Source organism: Phytomonospora sp. NPDC050363, assembly GCF_040655735.1.
Taxonomy (GTDB): Bacteria; Actinomycetota; Actinomycetes; order Mycobacteriales; family Micromonosporaceae; genus Phytomonospora.
Genome location: NZ_JBFAKK010000002.1, coordinates 662,666 through 687,591, shown reverse-complemented (window position 1 = coordinate 687,591; position 24,926 = coordinate 662,666). Strand labels below are relative to the sequence as shown.

Here is a 24,926-nt window from a genome sequence, read left to right as displayed (position 1 = left end):
TCGGGCATGCCCAAGATCGTCGATCCCGAGGAGCGCCGCAGAGCCGTCGTCGACGCGGTGTTCCGGGTCGTGCGCCGCGACGGCGTCGAGGCCGCCTCGCTGCGCAACATCGCCACCGAGGCCGAGCTGGCCATCGGCTCGGTGCGGCACTACTTCACCAGTCACGAGGAACTGATGGTCTTCGCGATGAAGGAGATGGTCGAGCGCGTCTCGGCCCGCGTCCTCGCCCACGCCGAGGCCCTGCGCAGGCCCGCGCCCGTCCGCGACCGCGCCGAGCGCGCCGAGGCCCTCCTCCGCGAGTTCCTGCCCGCCGACTCCGAACGCTTCGACGAGGCCGTCGTCTGGCTGGAGTTCACCTCCGCCGCCCGCACCCGGCCGAGCCTCCAGCCGCAGGCCAAGCGCCTCTACGAGGGCATGCGCATGATCGTCGGCAAGGTCCTCGCCGAAGCCAACCGGGGCGGGCGCCTGCACGAGGGCCTCGACCTGGACGCCGAGACCGAACGCCTCTGCGCCCTCCTCGACGGCCTGACCGTCACCGCCGTCCTCCAGCCCTGGTCGTTCACCCCACAGGCGGCCCTCGACGTGCTGCACGCACACCTGAGCAGCCTCTCGGTGGACGGTTTAGAGGATTGAGGGCACTGACCGCCGACGAACCCCCCACACTCGGGAACCAACCGGCCGCCCCACGCGACCAATCCGCCGTGAAGACTGTCCGGACCCTCGTCACCGCGGCCGCCGTCGCCATCGCCGCCGTGCTGCTCACCGCCGCACCGGCCGCCGCGCACGCGCAGCTCGTCTCCTCCGACCCCGAGGACGGCGCCGTCCTCGACGAGGCGCCCGAGACGGCCGTCCTGGAGTTCTCCGAGAGCATCGACGCGCCCTCCACGCAGATCGCGCTCACCGACTCCACCGGAGCCGTGATCCCCACCCGCCCCTTCGTCGTCGAGGGCATGCGGGTCACCATCCCCCTCGACCTGCCCGCCGGCGGGATCTACACGATCGGCTACCGCATCGTCTCCGAGGACGGCCACCGCGTCGACGGCTCGATCTCCTTCCGCTCCGAGACCGCCTCGGAAGGCGCGTCGGCCTCGCCGGCGCCCGTCTCCTCCGACTCCGCGCCCGCGCCGACGAACCAGGCGACCGGCACCGACGAGGCCTCGAACCCGGCGATCTACTGGATCCTCGGCGCGATCGCCGCCGCGGCCGTCGTCGCCGTGATCGTCGTCGTCGCCCGCCGGAAGCCCACCGCGCGACCGTGAGACCGCCGCCGCCCGCGCCAACCCCGGGCGAGGGTGCGCCCCGGCCGGGGCGCAGTATCGAGGACGTGACCGAGGCTCCCGTTCGAGACCAGCCGCGCCCGACCGCCACCGCGCCCAAGCGGCCGCTGCCCGCGCTGCCGCTGCTGGCCGCGCTCGCCGCCGCCGTCGCCGTCGCCGTCGTCGTCCTGCGCCTCGGCGGCGGGGTCAACCTCGTCCCCGTCCCGGGCCTGCCGACCGCCGACCCCGTCGTGGCGTGGCTGCTGCCGCTGGCCAAGCTCGCCTGCGACCTGTGCGCCGCGGCCACCGTCGGCTGCTTCGTCGCCGCCGCCTTCTTCGTCCGCGACGACAAGGGCCGCATCGGCCCCCAGGCCTACCGCTGGCTGCGCACCGGCGCGCTGTTCGCCGTCGCCTGGGTCGCCGCCGCGCTGCTGGTCCTGCCCGCCTCCCTCGCCGACCTCTTCGCGCGCCCCCTCGACACCGTCACCTTCCCCGGCCTGTGGAGCTTCGTCAGCGACACCGAGAACGGCCTCGCCTACGCGATGACCGCCGGAGTGGCACTGCTGGCCGCGATCGTCGGCGCCCGCACGTTCAGCACGACCGGCGCCGCCATCGCCGCGCTCCTCGCCCTCGCCGCCGTGCTCCCGCCGGTCTTCACCGGCCACTCCGCCTCGGCCGGCAGCCACCAGATCGCCGTCGACTCGATGGTCCTGCACGTCCTCGGCGCCGTCCTGTGGGTCGGCGGACTGGCCGCGCTGCTCCTCGCCCGCCGCGACAAGGCCGAGATCGCCGCCCGCTACAGCCGGCTCGCCCTGTTCTGCTTCGCCGCGGTCGCCCTCTCCGGCGTCCTCAACGCCGCCACCCGCATCGAGAGCCTCGACCACCTGGTCAACACCGCCTACGGTCGCGAGGTCCTGCTCAAGGCCGCCGCGCTCGCCGTGCTCGGCGGCTTCGGGCTGTGGCACCGCAGGCGGGCCCTGCCGCAGCTCGCGGGCGGGAAACCCGGTGCCTTCCGGCGCCTGGCCTCCGTCGAGATCGTGGTCATGGGCGCCACCTTCGGCCTCGCCGTCGCCCTCGGCCGCACTCCCCCGCCGCCCGGCGACGACGCCGAGTCGACCGCCCGATCCCTGCTCGGCTTCGACATGCCGCCGCCGGCCTCGGCCACGACCCTGCTGCTCGACTGGTATCCCGAAGTCCTCATCTGCACCGTCGCGGCCGTCGCGGTCACCGCCTACCTGCTCGGTGTGCGCCGCCTGCGCCGCCGGGGCGACACCTGGCCGGTCACCCGCACGCTCCTGTGGGTCGGCGGCTGGGCGCTGGCGGTGTTCGTGACCTCCTCGGGCATGGGCCGCTACAGCATGGTCCTGTTCAGCGTCCACATGGTCCAGCACATGAGCATGAACATGCTCGTCCCGATCCTGCTGGTCCTCTCGGCGCCGATCACCCTCGCCCTGCGCGCGCTCAAACCGGGCGGTCGGGCCGCGGACGGCGACGACACCGACGCCAAGGGCGGCCGTGGACCGCGCGAATGGCTCGTGCTGATCCTGCACAGCAAGGCCGTCAGGTTCGTCTCGCACCCGCTGATCGCGCTGGCCCTCTACGTCGCCAGCCTGTACATGATGTACTTCACCGGCGTCTTCGGCTGGGCGATGGCCTCCCACGCGGGACACCTGCTCATGCTGGCGCACTTCCTGACCGTCGGCAGCCTGTTCTTCTGGCTGCTCATCGGACCCGACCCGGCACCGCGCGAGGTCCCCTACCCCGCCCGGATCCTGATGATGTTCGTCGCCGTCGCCTTCCACGCGATCTTCGGCCTGACGATCATGCAGTCCACCGACCTGCTGGCCGCCGACTGGTACAACGCCATCGCCCGGCCCTGGGGCGACTCGCCCATCGAGGACCAGCGCGCCGGCGGCGGCATCGCCTGGGCCTTCGGCGAGGCGCCCAGCCTCGTCGTGCTCATCGCGGTCCTCGTCCAGTGGTCGCGCAGCGAGGACCGTGAGGGCCGCCGCCTCGACCGCGCCGCCAAGCGCGCCGAGGAGACCGGCAGGCCCGAGGAGGACCCGCACGAGGTCTACAACGCCTACCTCGCCGAACTCGCCGAACGCGACCGCAAGGCGGGTCTGCGGGACTAGGACAAGCCCTGGGGCTTGTCCCGCAGACCCGTCGTGCTCAGGCGTCCCGGCGCCGGTCCCGGACCTCGGGACGCGGCTCGAAGCCCGCCGACGCGTAGGTGGCGACGGCGCCGACGTTGGCGCTCGTGGTCGCCACGAGCGCGCTCGACGCGCCCATCTCCCGCAGCGCGGCCGCCCCCGCCACGGTGATCGCCTTTCCGTGGCCTCGGCCGCGGTGGCCGGCGTGGACGCCCATGGGTTCGAGCAGCCCGGGCTTCCCCGGACCGGCCGACCACACCGTCACCACCGCGACCGCCTCACCGGCGTCGTCGAAGGCGACCAGGCAGCGCGCGTCGGCGTAGGCGGACCCTTCGGCCATCGCGTGCCAGCGCTCCTCGGTGAAGGTCGAGTTGGCGAAGGCCGACCGCTGTACGGCGGTCCGCACGGCCACCAGCTCCGGCCCGACCACCTCGATCCGCAGGCCCGGATCCTCCACCGGCTCGGCGAGGTCCCGGCGGAGCGGCGTCCACGCCTCGTCGGTGTTCCAGCCGGCCTCGGCCAGCGCGTCCTGGAGCAGCGCGTCGGCGGGCGCCTCGACGAACACCTCGCCTTCCTTGAGCACGCCGCGACCCGGCTCGACCACGTCCTCGACGATCCGGCGCGTCAGCTCCTCGTCCCGCCGCAGGTCGGGCGCCATGGTGAGCCGCAGCAGCTCGGACCCGTCGAGCAGCCCGACGGCGAGGACTCGCCCGTCCCTGCTCCAGGTCCGCACCGCCTCGGCCGCCGCCCCCGCGCCGAAGCGCCGAAACCACCCCAGGTCACCCGAGTGCAGCTGCATCGGCGCGCCCTCGTACTGCCAGTCCCGCAGCGCGGCCACGGCCGCGTCCAGTTCGTCGATCCCCGGCTTGTTCAACACGATCGGCATGAACCGGATCACACACCACCGAGGCGGGCCCGCGCATCTGGTTTACCGGCGGGTCACTCCCCGGCCCCGCGCGAGCGGGGCACACCGGCGGCGACGGGAAACAGCCCGCGCTCCTCGAAGACCTTGCGGACCACGCCCATCGCGTTGAGCACACGCGGGAAACCCACGTAGGAGGAGGCGTGCATGACCGTCTCGACGATCTCGGCCGGCGACATGCCGACGTTGAGGGCGAGCTGCACGTGGATCTCCAGCTGCGGTTCGCAGCCGCCGATGGCAGTCAGGGTCGCGATGGTCGCCAGCTGGCGCTGTCGCGGGGCCAGGCCCGGCCGGGGGTACATGTCGCCGTAGGCGAACTCCACGATGAGGCGCTTGAGGTCCGGTGCGACGTCGTGCAGTGAGTCGAGCGCCTCGTGGACGATCCCCCCGCCGAGTTCGGAGAGCTGCCTCGCGCCTCGCGCATAACGATCGCTCACCGGCGAACCTCCTCGTCCACTGTGGACCTTGAAGGCTAGTCCGCTCGCCGCAGTCCGTACAGTTCCGCCATCAAAATCGTCCGATCGTCGCGGGCGTCGGGCGGCGTGGCCGCCATGATGCGATCGCACTGCTCACCCAGCGAGCGCCTGGCGCCCAGTTGCCGCAGCAACCGCGTGATCCCCTCGTCGAGGGGCGTGCTGCGCGACTCGACGACACCGTCGCTGTAGAGCAGCAGCCGCGTGCCGGGCGGCGTGCTGACCGGTTCGCTGCGGTACTCGGCGCCCGGGATCGCGCCGAGCATCGGCCCGGACTGGACCTCCAGCGGGTAGGCGATCCCGCCGGGCGGTTCGATGATGATGGGCGGGTGCCCTGCGCTGGCGATGGCGCAGCGGTGCTGGAGCGGGTCGTAGAGAACGTAGAGGCAGGTGGCCATCGCGTTGTCGCCGAAGGTCAGGGCGATGTCGTTGAGGCGCGTCAGCAGCGCCGCCGGTTCGAGGCCGATGGACGCCAGGCTCTGCACCGCCGTGCGGTAGCGGCCCATGGCCGCCGCCGCGGCGATCCCGTGGCCGATGACGTCGCCGACGACAAGGCAGATCCGCCGCCCCGGCAGCACCATCGCGTCGAACCAGTCGCCACCGGCCTGCCGGCTGCGGCTGTTGGGCAGGTAGCGGTAGACCAGGTCGGCCTCGGGGGCCTGCGGAAGGCGCTCCGGGAGCAGGCTGAGCTGGAGGATCAGCGCGGCCTGCTTCTCGTCGCGGTAGAGGCGGGAGTTGTCGACGGCCAGCGCGGTGCGGTTGGCGATCTCCTGCGCGAGGAGCAGGTCGTCGTGGTCGAAGGGCTCGCGGTCGGCCATGCGCATGCAGCTCAGGGCGCCCAGCGTGACGTCGCGGGCCCGCAGCGGCGCCACGATGAACGAGTGCGCGCCCAGCGAGCGCACGTCCTCGATCCGGCCACCGGGGTCGGAGGTGTCGGGGATCTCGCCGCCGGGGATCTGGATGAGCTGCGCGCGGTTGTCGCGCAGGACCGAGGCGAAGCCGTGGGTCTCGAAGGCCTGGCGCGGGCTCTCCACGTTGATCAGGCGCTCGGTGACGTCGTCGACGAAGCGCGCGGCCCCGCCCAGCCGGTGCAGGAGGCTGTGCTCGTCGATGACCGAGGGCACCGCCTCGCCGTTGACGACCTCTTCGAGGACGTCGAGCACGGCGAGGTCGCAGAACTCGGCCGTGAGCAGGGTCGCGAGGTCCTGGGCGGCGCCGTGCATGTCGAGGTTGGCGCCCTGCTGCGCCCCGACCCGGCTGAGCAGGAGGAGCCGGTCGCGGCCGCGGGCGGCGTCGAGGACGGGCCGCTCGGCCTCGGACACGTCGATGATGATGCCGCACAGGCCCAGCGGCAGGCCGCGCCAGCTGGTGACGCGGTACCAGGAGGCCGACCAGACCTGCTGGTTTCCCGGCATCGCGGTGGGGCTGCCGGGGATGCGGACGTCGACGATCGGCTCGCCCGTGCGCAGCACCTCGCCGAGCAGCACCTCGTACTCGTCGAGGTCGGCGGAGTCCATGACCTCGCGGATGTGGCGTCCGATGTGGTCCTCGATCGGGCGGCGGTTGAGGTCGGCGAGGGCCTGGTTGAGCATCAGGTAGCGCAGGTGCTCGTCGAGGACGACGAAGCCGAACACGGACTGGTGGTAGAAGGCGTCGAGCATGCCGAGGTGGTCGATGGCGCCGCGGGCCTCGCCGAGGTCGATGGCCTGGAAGATGTAGGCGCCGCTGCCGTCGGGCAGGGGGATGGGGTGGGTGCGGATGCTGGCGATGCGGACACTGCCGTCGGCGCGGCGGAGCGGGACGATGCCCGAGCGGCCCTGGTCGGCGAGGCGGGTGAACTCGCCGCTGGTGAGCGGGATCGAGGCGCCGGTGAGGATGTGCACGTCACGGCCGGTGATCTCGGCGCGGGTGAAGCCGGTGATGTCCTCGGCGACGGGGTCGAAGTAGCTGACCCGGCCGGCGCTGTCGACGATGATCGTGGCCACCCGCAGCGACGAGGTCAGCTCGGCGGAGGTCTCGACGGCACTGGGCCCGGCGAGGTTGCTGCGCAGGTGCGTGTACGGGCGGTCCCCGGCGAACTCGAAGGTGATGTCGCCGGAGCCGCTGCCGCCGCCTGTCGCGCTCGCGTCCTCGCCGTCCTGGTCGGACGGTTCTCCGCTCCCCGTCATCCATGAATGGTATGTGGCATTTCTAGTGGAATATGTGGATTGTGGGGGTTGCGTGATCTTGTGGGGCGTCGCAGGCGTGGGCGGGGACGGCAGGTCTGCCTCCGGGACACGTTCCCGCGCGCCTTCTCGCCGCGCTAGCCGACGGGCAGCCGCACCTCGAAGCGGGCGCCGCCCAGCGCGGACTCGCCGAGGTGCACGGTCCCGCCGTGGGCGACGACCACGTCGCGCACGATCGCCAGCCCGAGCCCGGCGCCGCCGTCGTCGCGGGAGCGCGCGTCGTCGAGACGCACGAAGCGGTCGAAGACTCCGGCCCGCTGGGCGGGCGCGATCCCCGGCCCGTCGTCGTCGACGCCGAGCAGGACCGCGCGGCCCTCGGCGCGCAGCTCGACGGCGACCGTGGAATCGGCGTGGCGCTGGGCGTTGTCGAGCAGGTTGCCCAGCACGCGTTCGAGTTGCCCGCGCACGCCGTTCACGTACAGGCCCTCCTCGACGCTCAGCCGCACAGGGAAGCGGTCGGTGGCGGCCCTTCGCGCGACGTCCTCGCGCACGGTCTCGGTCAGGTCGACCCGGGAGGTCGACACGCCCTCGCCGGCGTCGAGCCGCGCGAGGAGGAGCAGGTCGGTGGCCAGCCGCTGGAGGCGCACCACGTCGTCGAGCAGCCCGTCGGGCCGCAGCAGCTCGGGGTGCGCCGCCCCGACCTCCAGCTGCGCCCGCAGTGTCGCGATGGGGCTGCGCAGCTCGTGCGAGGCGTCGGCGATGAACCGCCGCTGCCGGTCGACGGAGGACTCCAGCTGAGCCAGCGTCGCGTTGGTCGTGCGCGCCAGGTCGCCGATCTCGTCGCGCGAGGGCGGCTCGGGCACCCGCCGCGACAGGTCCCCGGCGGTGATCGAGGCAAGCTCGGCCCGGATCGCCGCGACCGGCCGCAGCGCCCGCCGTGTCACCAGCCACGTCACCACCGCCACGACCAGCAGGATCACCGGCAGCGCCAGCAGCATGTACTTCGCCGCGTCGGCGACGGCGGCGTTCTGCGTCGCCAGGGAGGCCCCGGCGTAGACGACGTACTGCGAGCCGTTCGGCATCGTCACCGTCACCGCCGCGAAGCGGTAGGGCCCCGACTCGCCGGGAACTTCGAGCGTCTCGTGCGCGGTGTCGGGCTCGACCGTCCCGGCGTACTCGAACTCGTCATCGTCGTCGTCGGCGGGATCGCCGGCCTCGGGCGCGTCGCCGAAGTCGAGGACGAGACCGCCGGTCTCGGTGAGGTCCTCGCTCTCGGCCAGCACCCCCGCGGACCCGACGATCTGGAATAGCACGTCGTCGTCGCTGGTCTCGGCCTTGTTCGGCGCGGTGCCACCGGCGAGCTGGGCGGCGACCTCGCGCGCCCCGAGCTCGGCCTCGGCCTGCGCGCCGTTGAGGAGGTTGGCGCGCAGCAGCGCCACGACCGCGGCGCCTGCCGCGACGAGCACCACGGCCACCACCAGCGTCGCCGCCAAGGTGGTGCGCCACCGCACGGACTGCGGCAGGAACCTACCCACCGTCGGCCGCCAGCCGGTAACCCGCCCCGCGCATGGTGGTGATCGCGCTGCGCCCGAACGGCGTGTCGATCTTGCGACGGATGTTGGAGATGTACACCTCGACGATGTTGACGTCGCCGTCGTAGGTGAAGTCCCACACGTGCTCCAGGATCTCCGACTTCGACACGATCTCGCCGACCCGGTGCGCCAGGTACTCCAGCACCGCGAACTCCTTGGCGGTCAGCCCGACCTCGGTGTCGCCGCGCCGGCAGCGCTTGCCCGCCGGCTCGATCGCGAGGTCGCCGAACTGCCACACCGAAGGCGCCACACCCGACCCCCGACGGCGCAGCAGCGCGCGGATGCGCGCCTGGAGGACCACGTAGGAGAAGGGCTTGGTGAGGTAGTCGTCGGCGCCGGTGTCGAGGCCCTCGGCCTCGTCGTACTCGCCGTCCTTGGCGGTCAGCATCAGCACCGGCGTGTCGACGCCTTCCTCGCGCAGCTTCGCGCACACCTGATAGCCGTTGAGGCCGGGGAGCATGATGTCGAGGATGACCAGGTCGTAGACGCCCGTGCGGGCCCGCGTCAGCCCCGTCCGCCCGTCACCCGCGACGTCGACGGCGTAGCCCTCGGCGGTCAGCCCGGCGGCGACCACCTCGGCGAGGCGTTTCTCGTCCTCCACAATCAACAGGCGCATCCCCGCAGCGTGACACACCGCCGCTGAAGACGCGCTTAAGGCCAATTCGATGGACCGCCCGCGCCGCCACCGCCATTATCGGCGGATGCCACGAACATTCGAAGAGCTCGTCGCCGAGGCCGACGCCGTATCCGTCGACGGCTGGGACTTCTCCTGGCTGGACGGCCGCGCCACCGAGCAGCGGCCCTCATGGGGCTACCAGCGCGCCATGAGCGACCGGCTGGCGCGAGCGAACGCCTCCCTCGACATCGACACCGGCGGCGGGGAGGTACTGGCGAAGGCGGAGAAGCTGCCGCGAACGGCAGCCGCGACCGAGTCGTGGCCGCCCAACGTCGTCAAGGCCACCGCGCTGCTCCACCCGCTGGGAGTGGTCCTCGTCGCGACCGACGAAGACGCTCCCCTGCCCTTCGCCGACGGCGCCTTCGACCTGGTCACCAGCCGCCACCCGGTCCGCACGTGGTGGCAGGAGATCGCGCGCGTGCTGGCCCCCGGCGGAACCTACTTCTCGCAGCAGGTCGGGCCCGAGAGCGTGTTCGAGCTGGTCGAGTACTTCCTCGGGCCCCTGTCGGCCGAGCAGCGCCGCGGCCGGCACCCCGACCTGGCGCGCGAGGGCGCGACCGCCGCCGGACTGGACATCGTCGACCTGCGCCTCGAAAAACTGCGCACCGAGTTCTTCGACATCGGCGCGGTCGTGTACTTCCTGCGCAAGGTCATCTGGATGGTCCCCGACTTCAGCGTCGAGAAGTACCGCGACCGGCTCCGCGGGCTGCACGAGCGAATCGAGAGCGAAGGGCCCTTCGTGGCCACCACGACGCGGTACTTGGTAGAGGCGCGCAAGCCTTAGGCCGTACCCGCGTCGTCTTGTCCTCTGCCCTCCGGGCGGAAACCTGGTGGAGGCGCGCAAGCCTTAAGCCCCCTTCAGCCCGCTTAAGCGAGGCTTCAGCCCTTCCCGGGCACGGTGGTCACATAACAGCCCACCCGAGAGGACCCGCCATGAAGAAGATGCTCACGAAGCTCACCGGCCGCCGCCGCTGGATCGTCATCGGCGCCGTCGCCGCGCTCGTCCTCGGCGGAGCGGCCACCGCGACCGCCGCTGTCGCCGACAGTCAGGACGACGACAAGGAAACGACCGTCCCGACCACCTCCGGCCGCCAGGAGGGCGACGACGACGGCACCGACGACAAGAACGAGCTCGGCGACGACGGCGTCGCGCCCGTCACCACCACGGTGACCCTCGCGCAGGCCGCCGAGACCGCGGCCACCGAGGTCGGCGGCGGCGTCGTGTACGAGATCGACCTCGACGGCACCGCCGAGGCGCCCCGCTGGAAGGTCGGCGTCTACGGAGCCGACGGCCAATACCACGAGGTCAGCGTCGACGCCAACAACGGCGAGGTCACCCGCCACGAGATCGACACCGACACCGACTCCGACTAGGCCTGACAGCCGGCGGCACCCGACACCCGATCGGCCCGGTCCCTCGCGGACCGGGCCGCTTTCGTGCCCTACTCGCGCGCCTTCTCCTCCGACCACGCCAGGTAGGCCGGGTCGGTGACGACGTGCTCGAAGCCCGCGAAGTCGGGCGCCTCGGCCAGCGTGAGCCCGACCAGCTCGAAGGCCTCTTCGGTCAGCCCGATCCGCACGAGCGCGTGCACGAGCGTGACCCGCGCGGCGCAGGGCCCGCGGCCGTGCTCCAGCGCCATCGCCCGGCGGCTGAGCACGGCGGCGGTCTGCGGGTCCCCGTCGTCGAGCTTGTAGGCGGCCAGCCAGCCGAAGGCCCGCGCCTGCGCGACATGGCAGGCACGGCCCTCGGGTGTGTTCGCTTCGCCCGGCTCACCCGCCTCGGCGACCGTGGCCAGCAGCTCGCGGCGCTCGGCGTCGGCACCGGCGACACCGATCAGCGCGTCGGCGAGCACGCTGCCGGCGATGACGACCTCCTCGACGCTGTCGGCGCGGTCCCAGAAGGCGCGCGCGGCGGAGAGGGCGTCGGCGCCGCGCCCGTCGCGCAGGGCGGTGACGGCGGCGCCGTGGTCGGGGCCGAGGAACCGGCGGCGTTCGAGTTCGGCGCCGTCGCGCATGTCCCGTTCGCCCAGGGGCTCACCGGTGGCGGCCCAGTAGCGCCACAGGCCCTGTTCGCCGTTCTCGTCGACGCGTCCTTCGGTCCAGTGGCCGCTGCCGCTGAAGTAGACCGCCGCCGCGGGCACGCCGGCGGGCCGTGCGGGGAGCGGTTCGCCGGTGTCGGTGACCTGCCGTCCTTCGGCGTCGAACCAGCGGCCCGAGATCGAGCGGCCGCCGACGAGGTCGCGCTCGTAGCGCCAGACGTTGGCGGGCATCGCGTCGACGGGGAAGGCCGTCTCGGTCGTCTCGCCGGTGGAGCGGTGGCAGGTGTCGAGGCCGTCGAGGACGCCGTGCGCGAAGGTGCCGGAGCGCGAGACCTCGCCGTTCTCGTGGTAGCGCTCGAAGCCGCCGTGCGGGACGCCGTCGGCGAAGGAGCAGCGGCTGAGCAGGGTTCCGTCGGGGCGCCAGTAGGTCACCACGCCACGCATGCGCCCGAGCTCGTCGTGGTCGGCGAGGACCCATTCGCCGTCCTCGTCGGACCAGACCGCCTCGGGTGGGACACCGTCGGGTTTGGCACGGGTCATCGCGTCACTCCGTCGTCCGCAAAGGGAAGGATGTGGACGGATCCTGCCAGAATTGCTAGCCCGCGTACACCGGCGCACGGTCGCGCAGCCGCTCGGCGTGCCGGCCGGTGCGAAGGCAGCGGATCCCGCACCAGGTCAGGCCGACCCATGCGACGAGGTAACCGATCCCGGGAAGTTCGGTGGCCAGCTCCGCCGGCTGTATCCCGCGCGCCGAGGCGAACATGAAGGTCAGCGCGAGGCCGGACACGAAGGTCGTCACCAGGACCGTGAAGATCGCGGTGGCCGCCGCCCTGGCGAAGGCCGGGCGGAACACGAACCGGCCGGCGCCGAAGGTCATCGCGAGCACGCCCAGCAGGGAGGCGCCCACGACGGTCCAGGCGATCAGGTCGGTGGCCAGCGACAGGATCCACGTTCCCGGCGGCGGCTGGTGTGCCAGCGGCGGTGCCTCGCGCCACTGGAGCCAGGCCATGACGTTGCCGGCCGGGACGAGCAGCGCGAAGAACAGCAGCGAGCGCTTCGTGGCCGTCGCGGCCAGCTCGACCTGGTAGTCCGGGGCGATCTCGGCGACCGTGCCGAACTCCTCGACGGCAGCGCGCGCCGCCTCCCCGGCCGCCATTCCGTCGGCCTCGTAGGCCTCGGCGGTGTCCTCCAGGCCGTGCCTCGCCTCGCGCAGCATGTCCTCGACCCGCCGGCGCGACCCGTGGAGGGTCGAGCGGAGTTCCGCCAGGTAGGCGGGGATGGGGCCGGCGGAGGCCTGGGCGGCGCGGGTCATGGGCTCATTGTGACCCGGGGGCGCCCCCGGAGGCGTCGGGGATGTCACCCATTTCACGGTGCGCGCCGCCGCCTGGACCGGTGCTGCGTAACCTGACCTGGTGCGCGGCATGATCAAGCTCTGGTTCCGCCCCGAGCGACTCAACGACGAGGGCACCGCCCCCGACTACCGCTTCTCGCTGGCCAACGAGCGCACCTTCCTCGCCTGGATCCGCACCGCGCTGGCGCTCATCGCCGGCGGCATCGCGATGGCCCAGTTCCTGTCGGCCGAGAAGTGGGGCGCCCTGCGCGACGTCCTCGCCGTCGGCCTCATCGCCGTCGGCGCGGCCTGCGCGCTGCGCGCGGTCTCCCGGTGGCTGCGCTGCGAGTGGGCCATGCGCCACGGCCGGGACCTGCCTCCGACGCGGTTCCCGGCGGCCCTGGCGATCGTCATCACCATCGGCGCGGTGGCCGTGCTGGTCTACATCACCTTCACCAAGGCCCCCTGACATGCCGCAGGGACTCCAGGCCGAACGGACCCGCCTCGCCTGGCGGCGCACGATCTTGTCCTTCTCGGTCGCCGGGATGTTCTTCTGCAAACCGGCCCTCAGCGGCGCCGGGCGCACCGACGCCGCGCTGATCGCCGTCACGGCCCTGCTGTGGGCCGCGGCGCTGGTGGTCGCCCACCGCCGCATCCTCGACATGGACGCCGTCCCGCCGGGACCGCTGCCCACGCGGACGGCGCTGGGCCTCGTCGGGCTGGTGCTCCTACTGGCCGTAGCCGGGCTCGCGATCACCTTCACGTGAGTACGAGGGCGCCCGCTCCATCCGGCGCACGACGACGCCGAGGATCTGGTCGACCGGGCAGGGCCCGTGCTGCTTGGAGTCGCCGCTGTGCGGGTGGTCGCCGATGACGAGGATGTGCCCGTCCGGGACGACGTCGCCGTGCCCCACGACGCGCGCGTCCATCGGGTCGCCCGGCATCGCCACCGCGCGCTTGATGTACCAGCCCGAGGCGCGCAGGTCACGCCCGGCGGGCGGCGACTGCGACCAGCCCCCGAGGCCGGTGGGCTCGCGGATCACCACGATCCGGTCGCGCTTGAGGCCGCGCCTGCCGCGCCGGATCAGCACCCGGTCGCCCGGGGCGAGGGTCGGCGTCATGCTGCTGCCCTCGACGGTGATCGCGACGTAAGCGCGGTGAACCCACCACGCCGCCACGAGTCCGGCAAGGACCAGTGCGCCCACTGCAACCAACCACCACGGCATCGACTAAGCCCCTCGCCTCATGTGCCACCTGCACCCAACCGTCTCACGTCCGCCGCACACCGGCCAGCCGTCACGAGGTGACGTCCTCGCGGGCGAAGTCGCCGGTGTAGTTGGCGGCCTGGATGTTGAACAGGCGCGCGTACTCACCGTCGAGGCGGAGCAGCTCGTCGTGGTCACCGGACTCGATGATGCGGCCCTCGGCGAGGACCACGATCCGGTCGGCGTGCCGGACGGCGCCCAGGCGGTGCGAGATGAGCACGCTCGTCGCGCCGGTCCGGTACTCGCGCAGTTTGTCGTGCACGGCCTGCTCGGCGGCGGCGTCGAGGCCCGAGCTGGGCTCGTCGAGGATCAGCAGGTCGCGCTTGGCGCGCATGAGCGCGCGGGCCAGGGCGATGCGCTGCCACTGCCCGCCCGACAGGCTCACGCCCTGCTCGGGATCGTCGTTGTCCTCGCCCTGGAAGAAGATCCGCGACAGCATCGTGTCGTAGCCGTGGGCGAGTTCGGTGACCTTGTCGTGCGCGTCGGCCTTGTGCGCGGCCTCGACGATGCGCTCGCGGTCGCCGATGTGCGCGAGGTCGCCGACGCCGATGTTCTCCGCGGCGGTCAGGTCGTAGGACATGTAGTCCTGGAAGACCGCGGAGATGCGCGTGCGCAGGTCGGCCGGGTCGATCTCGCGGATGTCGACGCCGTCCCAGCGGATCGCGCCCTTGGTGGGGTCGTAGAGGCGGCACAGGAGCTTGACCATGGTGCTCTTGCCGGCGCCGTTGAGGCCGACCAGGGCCAGGGACTGTCCACTGGGGATGGTCAGGTCGACGCCCTTGAGGATCCACGGCCCGTCGTCGGTGTAGCGGAACCACACGTCGGACAGCTCGATGCCGTCCTTGAGGGAGCCGATCTTCTTGGGGTCGCTCACCGGCGGCAGGTCGGAGTCCATGTCGGACACGTCGACGAAGTGCCCGAAGAGCAGCAGCGCGTGGTGCGCCTGGGAGAGCGAGCTGACGATCCCGCTCAGCGCGCCCTGCACACCGGCGACGGCGGCCACGAAGATCGACACGTCGCCGATGGTGAAGTCGCCGCGTACCGCGCCGGCGACTATCCACAGGAGACCGCCGCCGGCGATGATCGCGCTCAGCCCGCCCAGCGGCGTCTGGAACAGCAGCGACCTGCGCTCGACCTTCTCCTCGGCGATGTTGATCGCCGCGGTCTCGGTGCGCAGCCTGCCGAGCAGGAAGTCGCCGAGCCCGAAGAGCCGGACCTCCTTCACGGCGGCCAGGTCGAGCAGCAGCATCTGGTAGAACAGCTGCCGCCGGTTGCGCGGGCTGATCTTCCACATCATCTCGACGCGTTCCCTGCTGATCACGATCTGCACGATCAGCACCGGGATCGCCGCCACGACGGTGATCGCGGCCATGATCGGACTGATCACGATGAGCACGCCGAGGAAGGAGACCACCGACAGCGTGCCCTGCACGATCTGGAACAGCGAGCCGGTGACCTGGTCGGGCGCGGTCATCGCGGCCTGCTGCGCCAGCCGGAGCCGGTCGAGGAAGGCCGGGTTCTCGAAGCGCATCATCCCGCCGAAGCGGTTGACGGCGGCGAAGAGCTTGTCCTGCACGACCAGCGTGAGCTGCCGACGCACGCGCGCGTCGGTGTAGGTGGACAGGTACGGCAGGACCACAAGGATCACGCCGGCCACGGCGATTCCGGTGACCAGCAGCATCGGGTCGGGACGCGATGGCTCAGGGTGCTGGATGCCGGTCAGCAGCAGCGCCGTCAGCGACGCGATGACGGCCGGCAGCAGTCCCTGCAGGACCGTGATGACCAGGTTGATCGAGGCCGCGTACGGCCCGGCCCGCCAGGTCAGTGCCACGGCGCGGCCTCCGCGCGCGCCCAGAGCCGTTAAACCGGGACCTTTGTCGGCCACGGCCACCTCCCCATTTCCACCAGCCGCCGCGGTCCATTGCGGACCGCGGCCGACTGAGTATCGCGATCATCCGCCGAGCGGTCAAGGGCGGGTTGATCTTCAGGTGCGCAAGATGAGCACCCGCGCCTCGGTGTAGTCGTCCATCGCCGAACGTAGCCCTTCGCGGCCCGCCCCGCTGTCCTTGACCCCGCCGTAGGGCATCTGGTCGGCGCGGAAGCTGGGCACGTCGCCGACGACCACCCCGCCGACCTTCAGCTCGCGGTGGGCGCGGAAGGCGGTGGCGGTGTCGTGGGTGAAGATCCCCGACTGGAGCCCGAAACGGGAGTCGTTGATCGCGGCGAGGCCCTCGTCGAGGGAGTCGACGGACGCCACGGTCAGCACCGGCCCGAAGACCTCCTCGGCGACGACCTTCGCCGAGGCGGGCGCGTCGGCCAGGACGGTCGGCGCGTAGGCGGCGCCGTAGCGGGTTCCACCGGTCAGCACCCGCGCCCCGGCCTCGACGGCCTCCCCGACCCACTCCTCGACGCGTTTGGCGGCGGCGGTGTCGATGAGCGGCCCGACCACGACGTCCTCTTGGGACGGATCGCCGTCGCGCAGATCGGCGACCTTGGCGACGACGCGCGCGGCCAGCTCCTCGTAGACCGAGGCGTCGGCGTACACGCGCTGGACGGCGATGCAGCTCTGCCCGGCCTGGTAGTTGGAGAAGGTCGCGATGCGCGTCGCGGCCCACTCGAGGTCCTCTTCGGACGACCAGTCGGCGCACACCAGGACGGCGGCGTTCCCGCCGAGTTCGAGCGTGACGCTCTTGCGCGGCACGGACTCGGCGATCGACCAGCCGACCGGCACCGAGCCGGTGAAGGACACCACCGGCAGGCGCTCGTCGGCGACCAGCGCGGGCGCCTGCTCGTTGGGCACGCAGAAGACCGAGAACATGCCCTCGGGCAGGTCGGTCCCGGCGAGCAGTTCGCCCAGCAGCAGCGCCGACAGCGGCGTGGCGGGCGCGGGCTTGAGGACGATGGGCGCGCCGACGGCGATCGCGGGCGCGACCTTGTGCGCCACCAGGTTCAGCGGGAAGTTGAAGGGGCTGATGCCCAGGACCGGGCCGCGCGGGAAGCGCCTGGTGACCGCGAGGCGGCCGACCATGCCCGGGTCGGCGCCGAGGTCCTGCGTGGTGGCGTCGAAGCGGCGGGCCTCCTCGGCCGCCCACCGGAAGGTGCTGACGGCCCGGTTGACCTCGACGCGCGCCCAGGTGATCGGCTTGCCGTTCTCGGCGGTGATCAGCCGCGCGACCTCCTCGTGCCGCTCGGCCAGCGAGCGCGAGACGTGGTCGAGGGCGGCGGCGCGCACGTGGACGGGCAGCGCGGCGGCCTCGTCGGCGACCTCGGCGGCGGCGGAGATCGCGCGCTCCACCTGCTCCTCGGTGGCGTGGGTGGTGCTGCCGACCTCGGATCCGTTGTACGGGTGGGTGACGGTGAGGACCTCGGTGCCGTGTTCGGGTGCTCCCGCGATCCAGATCGGTGTGGCGTCCATGCCCCGTAGCCTACGAGGGCCCGGCCGGTCGGGGACACGGTTCACCCCGGCCCTTCGACGCGGGCCGGGGTGTGGCGGGCGGCGTGCTCAGGCGACCTTCGGCGTGGCGCGCATGCCGACGTAGCAGGCGGTCGAGCCGTCGGCGAGGGTCGCGAAGATGACCGGCATCCAGTCCTCGCTGAACGAGCCCGCGCCGCCGGCGGCGAAGACGGTTTCCGACACCGGGATCATGTCGCTCTCCAAGGGGTCGGAGAGTCCGGCCATGCCGTCGATGAAGGCGTAGACGACGTGCGGGCGGCCGTCCTCGACGCTGATGGTGATGCGCACGCCCTCCCGCTGGTAGACGCCGACCAGGGGCGCCATGTCGACGGCCGGCGGCTCGGCGGGCGGGGCGAAGGGCGGCGGCGGGGTCGCGCCGGCGAACTCGGCGAGCAGTTCGGCGAACAGGGTGGTGTAGAGGTTGCGGGAGCCTCCGCCGTTGGTGAGGAGGGCGACGACGAGGCCGGAGACCGGTTCGGCGCGCAGGAAGCCGTAGTGGCCGATGGTGGCGCCGTCGTGGCCGAAGCCGGGCACGCCGTTCCAGTCGTAGAGGGTCCAGCCCAGGCCCCAGCCGTCGGCGAAGACGGTCCACTTGTCGGGGGAGTCGACGACGCGCTCGCGCATCCGCTCGGTGGCGGCGGCCGACATGACGCGGGTGCCGTCGGCTGCCACGCCCCCGTCGAGGTGCATCCGGGTCAGGCGGACGAGGTCGGCGGCGGTGGAGCACAACTGCCCGCCGTAGGGCGCCGAGGAGCGCGGCAGCGGGTTCCAGGAGGGGGCCGGTTCGGGCTCGCCGTCCGGTCCGGCGAGGTGGCCCATGGAGGCGCGGAAGCGCAGGACGTCCTCGGGAAGGCTGACGGTGTGCGCCAGTCCGAGGGGCGCGCACAGGAGGTCCTGTAGTGCCTGGTCCCAGGTGAGGCCGGTGAGGACCTCGACGATGCGGCCGAGGACGTTGTAGCCGACGCTGGAGTACGAGCTCCCGGTGCCGGGTTCGAGGTCGAGGGCCACCTCGCGGGCGGCTTCGACGTACTTGGCGAGGCAGTCGTCGCCGCGGCCCGTGTCGTGGGTGAAGTCGCAGGTGAGCCCACTGGTGTGGGACAGCAGCTGCCGGACGGTGATGGTGGCCGAGGCCTTCTCGTCGGCGACGGCGAAGTCGGGCAGGACGGCGCGGACGGGGGCGTCGACGTCGAGGCGGCCCTCGTCGGCCAGGCGCATGACCAGCGTCGCGGTGTGGACCTTGGTGATCGAGCCGACCTGGAAGAGCGAGTCGGTCGTGGCCTCGACCCCGGTGCCGCGGTGCAGTACTCCGGAGGCGAGTTCGTGGATCTCGCCGTCGACGAGGATCGCGAGGCTCGCTCCGGGAACCTTGTTGGCGGCGCGCAGTTCATCGAAACGGGCCTGCCAGCGGGCGGTGTCGAACTTCTCGGCGTGCGTCATGACTTCTCCTCAGGACAAGAACGTTGATCCCTCTTGCGCACACTGTACGCACAGAGGAACGCTTGACGCAAGTGACCGAACAGTGTTCGCGGACACCGTCGGCGCCGGGCCGCGGAGATCCACAATGGACAGATTCGCGAAAGCACCCGAAAGGTGGGATGCACAAGGGACGCGAGGGCCTCCCGGTCAGGCAGGATGCCCCCATGACCGTCCCGCAGCAACCCTCGTACCCCGCCCAGGGCCCGGTACCGCAGCAGCCTGCCCCACCGCCGATGTACTACTCGCCGCCCGCGCCCTCGGCCTACTCACCGCCGAACTCGTGGTGGCGCGAGAAGATGCCCTTCGGGCCCGTCCCCTTCACGCTGGCCGTCGTCGGCGTGCTGACGCTGTGCGTCGCACTGCTCGGCCCCGCGGCGGTGTACACCCGCATTTACGAGGACTACCAGGAGATCTACGACATCCCGATCTTCGGGTCCTACTACTCGTTCCCCGACTACACCTCGCTGAGCAACCTCGACATCCTGCCGATCCTGCTCACCCTGATGCTCCTGGTCGTCACCTTCGCCGCGACCGCCGGACGCCGGCTGGCCGCCAAGGTCGGCACCATGGCGATGGGCGTGGTCGCCCTGGCCTTCCTGGTGTCGCAGGTGCTCAACTGGAAGGCGCTGCTGCTGGAGACCAACCACCGCACCGAGGGCCTCGCCCCCGAACCCGAGCCTTCGGACACCTTCGACCCCGACGACGGCGACGCGCTCGGCGAGACGGTGGCCTTCGGCTGGGGCGCGATCCTGCTCATCCTGGCGCTGCTGCTGCTGATCAGCGCGGCGGCCACGACCTTCGACCGCAAGCCCGAACCGGGCCTTCCGCCGGGCGCCCCGCAGGGGCCCTACAGCGTTTCCGGGCAGACGGGCTCGTTCCCGCAGATCCCGCAACAGCCGGCGCCCGGCGACCCGATGGGCCTGACCGTTACGACTGACCCTCCACCGCAGCACGGCCAGTGGCAGCAGGCCCGGCAGGGCCCGCCACCCCATCAGCCGTGATGACCAGCACCCTCGCGTGAATGGCGGTGCGCTGCCGCAGCGCGGCACGCACCGCCCGGTGCAGTCCGTCCTCCATGTACCACTCGTTGTCCCACTGGACGACGTGCGCGAAGAGGTCGCCGTAGAAGGTCGAGTCGTCGGCGAGGAGGCGGTCGAGGGCGAGCACGCTCTTGGTGGTGATGATCCGGTCGAGGCGCACCAGGCGCGGCGGAATGGCCGACCACTCCTTGAGCGTCAGGCCGTGGTCGGGGTACGGCCGCTGGTCGAGGACCCCTTTGAAAATCACCGCGTCGTCGCTCCTTTCGGCAGTCTCCACCTTGTCAACGAGACGCGATCATGCCGAAGGAGCGGCCCGTGATGTGAGATAGCTCACTTCAGCGGAGCGGGCTGATCCCCCAGGTCCCGGACCAGCTCTGGCCCGGTCCGAGCGTGACGAGGTCGCGTCCGCTGCGGAAGGCGTCGGGCGGGCAGCTCATCGGCTCGACGGCCACCGCGCGGCGGCGGCGCTCACCTTCGAGCTGGTCGGCGGTGTAGACCTGCACCCAGCCGAAGGACTCGTCAGCCCACAGGGCGACACCGCGTCCGTCGGCCGTGGTCAGGCGCACCTGGACGTTGCCGTCGGCGTCGCGGTCGAGGTCGGTGAAGGCGGCGTCGATCACCGTGTCGCCGAGCTTCGTCTTGGTCAGGGTGCTGGGCTCCTCGCCGACCGGGAGCATCCGGTCGTCGGTCTTCAGCCGCTTCTTGGCCGGCAGTTCCAGGGTCAGGTCGCCGATCGCGTAGCCCGGCACCTTCAGGTACGGGTGGACGCCCAGCCCGAAGGGGGCGGTCTTGGCGCCCAGGTTGACCGCGGTGTGCACCGCGCGCAGACCGTACGGGCCCACCGACCAGCGCGTGCGCAGCACGATCGGGAAGGGGTAGCCGGGCTGCGCGGGCAGCGCGCACTCCACGGTCACCGAGTCGGGGTCGACGTCGACGGCCTGCCAGCGCAGCCAGCGGACCAGGCCGTGGGCGGCGTTGCGGGCCGCCGGCTCGCTCAGCGCGACCTGGTAGGTCTCGCCCTCGAACTCGTAGCGGCCGTCGCCGAGCCGGTTGGGCCAGGGCGCGAGGACCTGACCGGCGCCACTGGGGCACACCTCGTCGTCGAAATAGCCGTCCACATAGGCGTTCCCGTCCACAGTGAACGTACGAAGACCGCCCCCCACCTCGACGATCGTGGCCTCATGGCCGGCGTACGAAATGTTCCACTGCTCACCGGACAGTGCCATGTCTGCTCCTCCTCGCGATGGCGCTGACCCTATACCCGCTAAGGGGCCAGACGCTCCACTACCCATCGGTCCGTGTCGGCGCGCCGGAAGCGGAGGCGGTCGTGCATCCGCATGGGCTGCCCCTGCCAGAACTCGACCGTCTCGGGCACCACTCTGTACCCGCCCCAGTTGTCGCGCATCGGCACGTCGCCGGGGTGCTCGGCGTCGGCTTGCGCCCACATCGCCGCAAGTGTCCCCCGGTCGGGAAGGACGGTCGACTGCGGGGACACAAAGGAGGCCAGCTGCGACCCGCGCGGCCGCCCGTGGAAGTACGCCGCCGACTCGGCGTGGTCCACTTTGGCCGCCCGGCCGCACACGATGACCTGGCGGTAGAGCGGCAGCCACGACAGCAGCGCCGAGACGTTCGGGTTCTGCTCGATCTCGGTGCCCTTGCGCGAGCCGTAGTTGGTGAAGAAGGTCAGGCCCTCGGGACCGAAGCCGCGCATGAGGACGGTGCGCGAGCTCGGGCGGCCCTGGGCGTCGGCGGTCGACAGGACCATCGCGTTGGGTTCGAACATCTCGGCCGCGGCGGCCTCGGCCAGCCACCGGCCCAGCTGCTCGTGCCAGCTCGGCGCGAGATCGGCGACGTCGAGGACGCCGCCGTCATATTCCCGCCGTCGCGCCGCAACCGACTCGGGTCCACCGGACGTGTTCATACGGTCAGCCTCTCGATCGTCTGGGCGCGTGAATCCGCGCGGCCCATATTAAGGACGCGGCCCCGGCATCGCCGCGATGGCGATATCGCATCACGACAGCCCACCGGGCCACTATTCTCCCGCGGATGATTCCACCAAAACCTTTTAAAGGAATGCCACAGAATTTCAGGTGACATCTCAGGCAAAGCCGGGGAAAACGCTAGGCTCAAGTGCGTGTACGTGCACGGATGAGGCGAGTTCCACACCACCCGGTGCTCGCCCAGAGGTGCTCGGGCGGGCAAGATGGGGCCGGCGAGAGTACTGACGAATATCCACACAGGAGACCTGATGTCCGACTTCAAACCGGGCCTTGAAGGCGTTGTCGCCTTTGAAACCGAGATCGCCGAACCCGACAAGGAAGGCGGTTCTCTGCGTTATCGCGGTGTCGATATCGAAGATCTGATCGGACAGGTCTCCTTCGGGAACGTCTGGGCGCTGCTCGTCGACGGAAAGTTCGGCCCCGGCCTTCCGCCCGCCGAACCTTTCCCGGTGCCCGTGCACTCCGGCGACATCCGCGTCGACGTCCAGTCGGCCGTGGCCATGCTGGCCCCCTACTGGGGCCTCGGCCAGATCCTCGACATCGACGACACCCAGGCGCGCAACGACCTGGCCCGCGTCTCGGTGACCGCGCTGTCCTTCGTGGCGCAGTCGGCGCGCGGCATCGGCCGCCCGGCGGTACCGCAGAAGGAGATCGACAAGGCCGAGACGATCGTCGAGCGCTTCATGCGCCGCTGGCGCGGCGAGCCCGACCCCCGCCACGTCAAGGCCGTCGACGCCTACTTCATCTCCGCCGCCGAGCACGGCATGAACGCCTCCACCTTCACCACGCGCGTGGTCGCCTCCACCGGCGCCGACGTCGCCGCGTGCATCTCCTCGGGCGTGGGCGCCCTCTCCGGCCCGCTGCACGGCGGCGCTCCCTCGCGTGTCCTGCACATGCTCGAAGAGGTCGAGCGCACCGGCGACGCCGAGGCCTACGTCAAGAGCGTCCTCGACCGCGGCGAGCGCCTGATGGGCTTCGGCCACCGCGTGTACCGCGCCGAGGACCCGCGCGCCCGCGTGCTGCGCAAGACCGCCCGCGAGCTCGGTTCGCCGCGCTTCGAGGTCGCCGAGGCCCTGGAGCGGGCCGCGCTGGCCGAGCTCAAGGCCCGCAAGCCCGACCGCGTGCTGGCCACGAACGTCGAGTTCTGGTCGGCCGTCGTCCTCGACTTCGCCGAGGTGCCGGCGGACATGTTCACCTCCATGTTCACCTGCGCCCGCGTGGCCGGCTGGAGCGCGCACATCCTGGAGCAGAAGCGCCTCGGGCGCCTCGTGCGGCCGTCGGCGACCTACGTGGGTCCCGCCCCGCGCACGCCCTCGGAGGTCGAGGGCTTCGGCTCGATCAAGATCAGCTAGCCCTCCTCGACTCGGCGGCCCCGGCGTGAACGACGCGCCGGGGCCGCACTCGTTGCGCGTACATGTGTCTCTCGCGCGTGTCCCCGTTACCGTGGCAAGGGTCCGCAAGGTCCCATCCGAGAGGACGACATGAGACTCCGCCCCTACGCCGCCGTGCTCGCCGCGGTGGTGCTGTTCGGCGCGACCGCCTGCAGTGACAAGGATTCCGCCGATCCGGCCCCGTCGGGTTCGCCCGGCTCCTCGGCCCCGGCCGGCTCCGCCCCACCCGCCGGCGGCGACGCCGCGGCCCGCGCGGCCGCTGAAGAGGCGCTGGCGGCGAGCCTCGCCGAGAACTCCTACGTCATGACCGTGACCGCACCGCAGATGAACGTCGAGATCGCCGTCGACTACAAGGGCGGGCGCATGCGGATGAAGGTCGACGGGACGGTCGAGGGCGAGACCCTCGACGCCGAGGTCCGGGTGATCGACGGCAAGGGCTACGCCCGCTACAGCGGCCTCGGTGAGAACCCGACCGACGGCAAGTGGGTCCCGATGTCCGAGGACGACCTCCAGGGCCCCGACGGTCCCTTCGTGGTCAAGTCGATCTTCGATCCCGGCCAGCTGATCGACGAGGGCGCGGCGGTCACCGCCGAGGGCGCGAACGTGTACAAGATCACGCCGGGCTCCGGAACGGTCGTGCTGCCCGGCTTCTTCAGCGACATGATCGACAGCGGCGGCACCGAGTTCGTGCCGGTCAGCCTGCTGATGGGCACCGATGAGCAAGGTCGTGTGTCCACCATGGAGCTCGTCGGCGCGGACGGCGCGAAGGTGATGCTTTCGGTGCAGGACTACGGAAGCAAGGTCAAGGTCGACAAACCGGCGGACTCCGACATTATGAGCTGAGGACGTGGCGGGCGCTGGCTACGTTTGGTGATCTTGCCCGCCCGCCGCTCACGGCGGGCCGCCCACGACAAAGGAAGCCCATCGTGAAGATCCGCCCGTTCGCCGCCGGCGCCCTCCTGGCCGCCGTCGCCATCGTCGGCTCCGCCTGCGGCAAGGACGCCGCCCCCGACACCCCCGCCTCCTCTGACGCCCCGGCCACCTCCGAGACCACCGCGGTCGACGAGCTCACGGCGGCGCTGGAGAAGACCGGCGCCGAGAAGACGCTGAAGATGGCCATGGACCTCGGCGAGGTCGTGCGGATCGAGGCGGAGATCGACAACGCCGCCTCCAACGCGCGCATGACGACCACCACCGAGGCCGGCGGCGAGTCCAACGTCATCGAGATGCTGGTCATCGGTCCAAACACCTACGTCCAGTACGTCTCCGGCGGTCTCGCCGAGCAGATGAAGGGCAAGTGGGCCAAGGTCACCACGGCCTCCCTCGGCCAGGACGGGCTGTTCAACGGGGAGATGTTCTCCGCCGAGCCGCTGTCGGACGAGGGCGTCAAGGTCACCAAGTCCGGCTCGGACTACACCGTCGTGCCCAGCGGGGACAGCAAGATCGGCGGCCTGTTCGGCGAGCTCGGCGGCGGCGGCGAGCCCGCGCCCGACAGCTCCGGCGGTCCCACCAGTGTCGTGTTCACCGTCGGCGCCGACGGGCTGATCAGCGGCATGAAGATCGTGGGCGCGACGCCCGACGAGACCGCGACGGTCACCTTCTCCGACTACGGCGCGCCCGTCGTCGTCGAGGAGCCCGACGCCAAGGACGTCGTCGAGGGCTGACCGGCCTTCGGTGCGGACGAAGGGCCCCGA

General features: G+C 71.7%; 25 protein-coding genes. 11 read left to right on the top strand and 14 right to left on the bottom strand.

What is annotated here, in order from left to right; translation table 11 throughout:
• The first annotated feature begins 6 nt into the window (after window positions 1-6).
• The 3 genes from AB0I28_RS07720 (at window position 7) to AB0I28_RS07710 (ending at window position 3,391) form a co-directional block, all read left to right on the top strand.
• Entirely contained in the window at window positions 7-633 is a 627-nt protein-coding gene (locus AB0I28_RS07720; protein ID WP_357490671.1) for a TetR family transcriptional regulator C-terminal domain-containing protein, read from the top strand.
• A 68-nt stretch (window positions 634-701) separates the two neighbouring features.
• Window positions 702-1,259, top strand: coding sequence for a copper resistance CopC family protein (locus AB0I28_RS07715; RefSeq protein ID WP_357490669.1), 558 nt, complete (start codon window positions 702-704; stop codon window positions 1,257-1,259).
• 65 nt (window positions 1,260-1,324) lie between these two features.
• Window positions 1,325-3,391, top strand: a complete 2,067-nt coding sequence (locus AB0I28_RS07710; RefSeq protein WP_357490667.1) for a cytochrome c oxidase assembly protein — start codon at window positions 1,325-1,327, stop codon at window positions 3,389-3,391.
• A gap of 37 nt (window positions 3,392-3,428) precedes the next feature.
• Here the strand turns inward: AB0I28_RS07710 and AB0I28_RS07705 are convergent, their stop codons facing one another.
• The 5 genes from AB0I28_RS07705 to AB0I28_RS07685 all read right to left on the bottom strand — a co-directional run bounded on the left by AB0I28_RS07705 (window position 3,429) and on the right by AB0I28_RS07685 (window position 9,177).
• On the bottom strand, window positions 3,429-4,295 hold the full coding sequence (locus AB0I28_RS07705; protein WP_357490665.1) for a GNAT family N-acetyltransferase: 867 nt from the start codon (window positions 4,293-4,295) through the stop codon (window positions 3,429-3,431).
• Between the two features lie 53 nt (window positions 4,296-4,348).
• Complete coding sequence (locus AB0I28_RS07700; protein ID WP_357490663.1) at window positions 4,349-4,768, bottom strand: carboxymuconolactone decarboxylase family protein; 420 nt, start codon at window positions 4,766-4,768, stop codon at window positions 4,349-4,351.
• Between the two features lie 35 nt (window positions 4,769-4,803).
• The gene (locus tag AB0I28_RS07695) at window positions 4,804-6,972 is read right to left on the bottom strand and encodes a SpoIIE family protein phosphatase (RefSeq protein ID WP_357490661.1); all 2,169 of its coding nucleotides are present in this window, start codon (window positions 6,970-6,972) and stop codon (window positions 4,804-4,806) included.
• A gap of 134 nt (window positions 6,973-7,106) precedes the next feature.
• Window positions 7,107-8,480 (bottom strand): ATP-binding protein, encoded by a 1,374-nt coding sequence (locus tag AB0I28_RS07690; RefSeq protein ID WP_357490659.1) that lies wholly within the window; start codon window positions 8,478-8,480, stop codon window positions 7,107-7,109.
• 16 nt (window positions 8,481-8,496) lie between these two features.
• On the bottom strand, window positions 8,497-9,177 hold the full coding sequence (locus AB0I28_RS07685) for a response regulator transcription factor (protein WP_357490658.1): 681 nt from the start codon (window positions 9,175-9,177) through the stop codon (window positions 8,497-8,499).
• An 85-nt stretch (window positions 9,178-9,262) separates the two neighbouring features.
• On the opposite strand from AB0I28_RS07685, the gene AB0I28_RS07680 reads away from it, so the two are divergent.
• Window positions 9,263-10,021 carry a class I SAM-dependent methyltransferase gene (locus AB0I28_RS07680; protein WP_357490656.1) on the top strand — a complete coding sequence of 253 codons (759 nt, stop codon included), beginning with the start codon at window positions 9,263-9,265 and terminating at the stop codon, window positions 10,019-10,021.
• 149 nt (window positions 10,022-10,170) lie between these two features.
• Window positions 10,171-10,611 (top strand): PepSY domain-containing protein, encoded by a 441-nt coding sequence (locus AB0I28_RS07675; RefSeq protein ID WP_357490654.1) that lies wholly within the window; start codon window positions 10,171-10,173, stop codon window positions 10,609-10,611.
• A 68-nt stretch (window positions 10,612-10,679) separates the two neighbouring features.
• Here AB0I28_RS07675 and AB0I28_RS07670 read toward each other — a convergent pair whose 3' ends face one another.
• A complete protein-coding gene (locus tag AB0I28_RS07670) occupies window positions 10,680-11,816 on the bottom strand; it encodes a hypothetical protein (protein WP_357490653.1) in 1,137 nt (378 codons plus the stop codon).
• 55 nt (window positions 11,817-11,871) lie between these two features.
• On the bottom strand, window positions 11,872-12,588 hold the full coding sequence (locus AB0I28_RS07665; RefSeq protein WP_357490651.1) for a permease prefix domain 1-containing protein: 717 nt from the start codon (window positions 12,586-12,588) through the stop codon (window positions 11,872-11,874).
• A 109-nt stretch (window positions 12,589-12,697) separates the two neighbouring features.
• Here AB0I28_RS07665 and AB0I28_RS07660 point away from each other — a divergent pair, with 109 nt between their 5' ends.
• Window positions 12,698-13,075 carry a DUF202 domain-containing protein gene (locus tag AB0I28_RS07660; RefSeq protein ID WP_357490866.1) on the top strand — a complete coding sequence of 126 codons (378 nt, stop codon included), beginning with the start codon at window positions 12,698-12,700 and terminating at the stop codon, window positions 13,073-13,075.
• A 1-nt stretch (window position 13,076) separates the two neighbouring features.
• Window positions 13,077-13,373 carry a DUF202 domain-containing protein gene (locus AB0I28_RS07655; protein ID WP_357490650.1) on the top strand — a complete coding sequence of 99 codons (297 nt, stop codon included), beginning with the start codon at window positions 13,077-13,079 and terminating at the stop codon, window positions 13,371-13,373.
• Here AB0I28_RS07655 and AB0I28_RS07650 read toward each other — a convergent pair.
• From AB0I28_RS07650 to AB0I28_RS07635, 4 genes are all read right to left on the bottom strand, one after another.
• Window positions 13,335-13,811 carry a S26 family signal peptidase gene (locus AB0I28_RS07650; RefSeq protein ID WP_357490649.1) on the bottom strand — a complete coding sequence of 159 codons (477 nt, stop codon included), beginning with the start codon at window positions 13,809-13,811 and terminating at the stop codon, window positions 13,335-13,337. The two genes, AB0I28_RS07655 and AB0I28_RS07650, sit on opposite strands and share 39 nt — an antisense overlap.
• Window positions 13,812-13,902: 91 nt before the next feature.
• Window positions 13,903-15,756 (bottom strand): ABC transporter ATP-binding protein, encoded by a 1,854-nt coding sequence (locus AB0I28_RS07645; protein WP_357490648.1) that lies wholly within the window; start codon window positions 15,754-15,756, stop codon window positions 13,903-13,905.
• A 99-nt stretch (window positions 15,757-15,855) separates the two neighbouring features.
• Complete coding sequence (locus AB0I28_RS07640) at window positions 15,856-17,286, bottom strand: aldehyde dehydrogenase family protein (RefSeq protein WP_357490647.1); 1,431 nt, start codon at window positions 17,284-17,286, stop codon at window positions 15,856-15,858.
• 87 nt (window positions 17,287-17,373) lie between these two features.
• On the bottom strand, window positions 17,374-18,762 hold the full coding sequence (locus AB0I28_RS07635; protein WP_357490646.1) for a serine hydrolase domain-containing protein: 1,389 nt from the start codon (window positions 18,760-18,762) through the stop codon (window positions 17,374-17,376).
• Between the two features lie 203 nt (window positions 18,763-18,965).
• On the opposite strand from AB0I28_RS07635, the gene AB0I28_RS07630 reads away from it, so the two are divergent.
• Window positions 18,966-19,802 (top strand): hypothetical protein, encoded by an 837-nt coding sequence (locus AB0I28_RS07630; protein ID WP_357490645.1) that lies wholly within the window; start codon window positions 18,966-18,968, stop codon window positions 19,800-19,802.
• On the opposite strand, the gene AB0I28_RS07625 is transcribed toward AB0I28_RS07630, so the two are convergent.
• The 3 genes from AB0I28_RS07625 to pdxH all read right to left on the bottom strand — a co-directional run bounded on the left by AB0I28_RS07625 (window position 19,729) and on the right by pdxH (window position 21,762).
• Window positions 19,729-20,088 carry a type II toxin-antitoxin system VapB family antitoxin gene (locus tag AB0I28_RS07625; RefSeq protein WP_357490644.1) on the bottom strand — a complete coding sequence of 120 codons (360 nt, stop codon included), beginning with the start codon at window positions 20,086-20,088 and terminating at the stop codon, window positions 19,729-19,731. The two genes, AB0I28_RS07630 and AB0I28_RS07625, sit on opposite strands and share 74 nt — an antisense overlap.
• A gap of 88 nt (window positions 20,089-20,176) precedes the next feature.
• Window positions 20,177-21,067: an aldose 1-epimerase family protein gene (locus tag AB0I28_RS07620; protein WP_357490643.1), complete on the bottom strand. Its 891-nt coding sequence runs from the start codon at window positions 21,065-21,067 to the stop codon at window positions 20,177-20,179.
• 38 nt (window positions 21,068-21,105) lie between these two features.
• On the bottom strand, window positions 21,106-21,762 hold the full coding sequence (gene pdxH / locus AB0I28_RS07615) for a pyridoxamine 5'-phosphate oxidase (protein ID WP_357490642.1): 657 nt from the start codon (window positions 21,760-21,762) through the stop codon (window positions 21,106-21,108).
• 327 nt (window positions 21,763-22,089) lie between these two features.
• Between pdxH and AB0I28_RS07610 the strand changes: the two genes are divergently transcribed.
• The 3 genes from AB0I28_RS07610 to AB0I28_RS07600 all read left to right on the top strand — a co-directional run bounded on the left by AB0I28_RS07610 (window position 22,090) and on the right by AB0I28_RS07600 (window position 24,896).
• Window positions 22,090-23,193 carry a citrate synthase 2 gene (locus AB0I28_RS07610; RefSeq protein ID WP_357490641.1) on the top strand — a complete coding sequence of 368 codons (1,104 nt, stop codon included), beginning with the start codon at window positions 22,090-22,092 and terminating at the stop codon, window positions 23,191-23,193.
• Window positions 23,194-23,322: 129 nt separating this feature from the next.
• A complete protein-coding gene (locus tag AB0I28_RS07605; RefSeq protein ID WP_357490640.1) occupies window positions 23,323-24,075 on the top strand; it encodes a hypothetical protein in 753 nt (250 codons plus the stop codon).
• An 83-nt stretch (window positions 24,076-24,158) separates the two neighbouring features.
• Window positions 24,159-24,896 (top strand): hypothetical protein, encoded by a 738-nt coding sequence (locus tag AB0I28_RS07600; protein ID WP_357490639.1) that lies wholly within the window; start codon window positions 24,159-24,161, stop codon window positions 24,894-24,896.
• The last annotated feature ends 30 nt before the right edge of the window (window positions 24,897-24,926 follow it).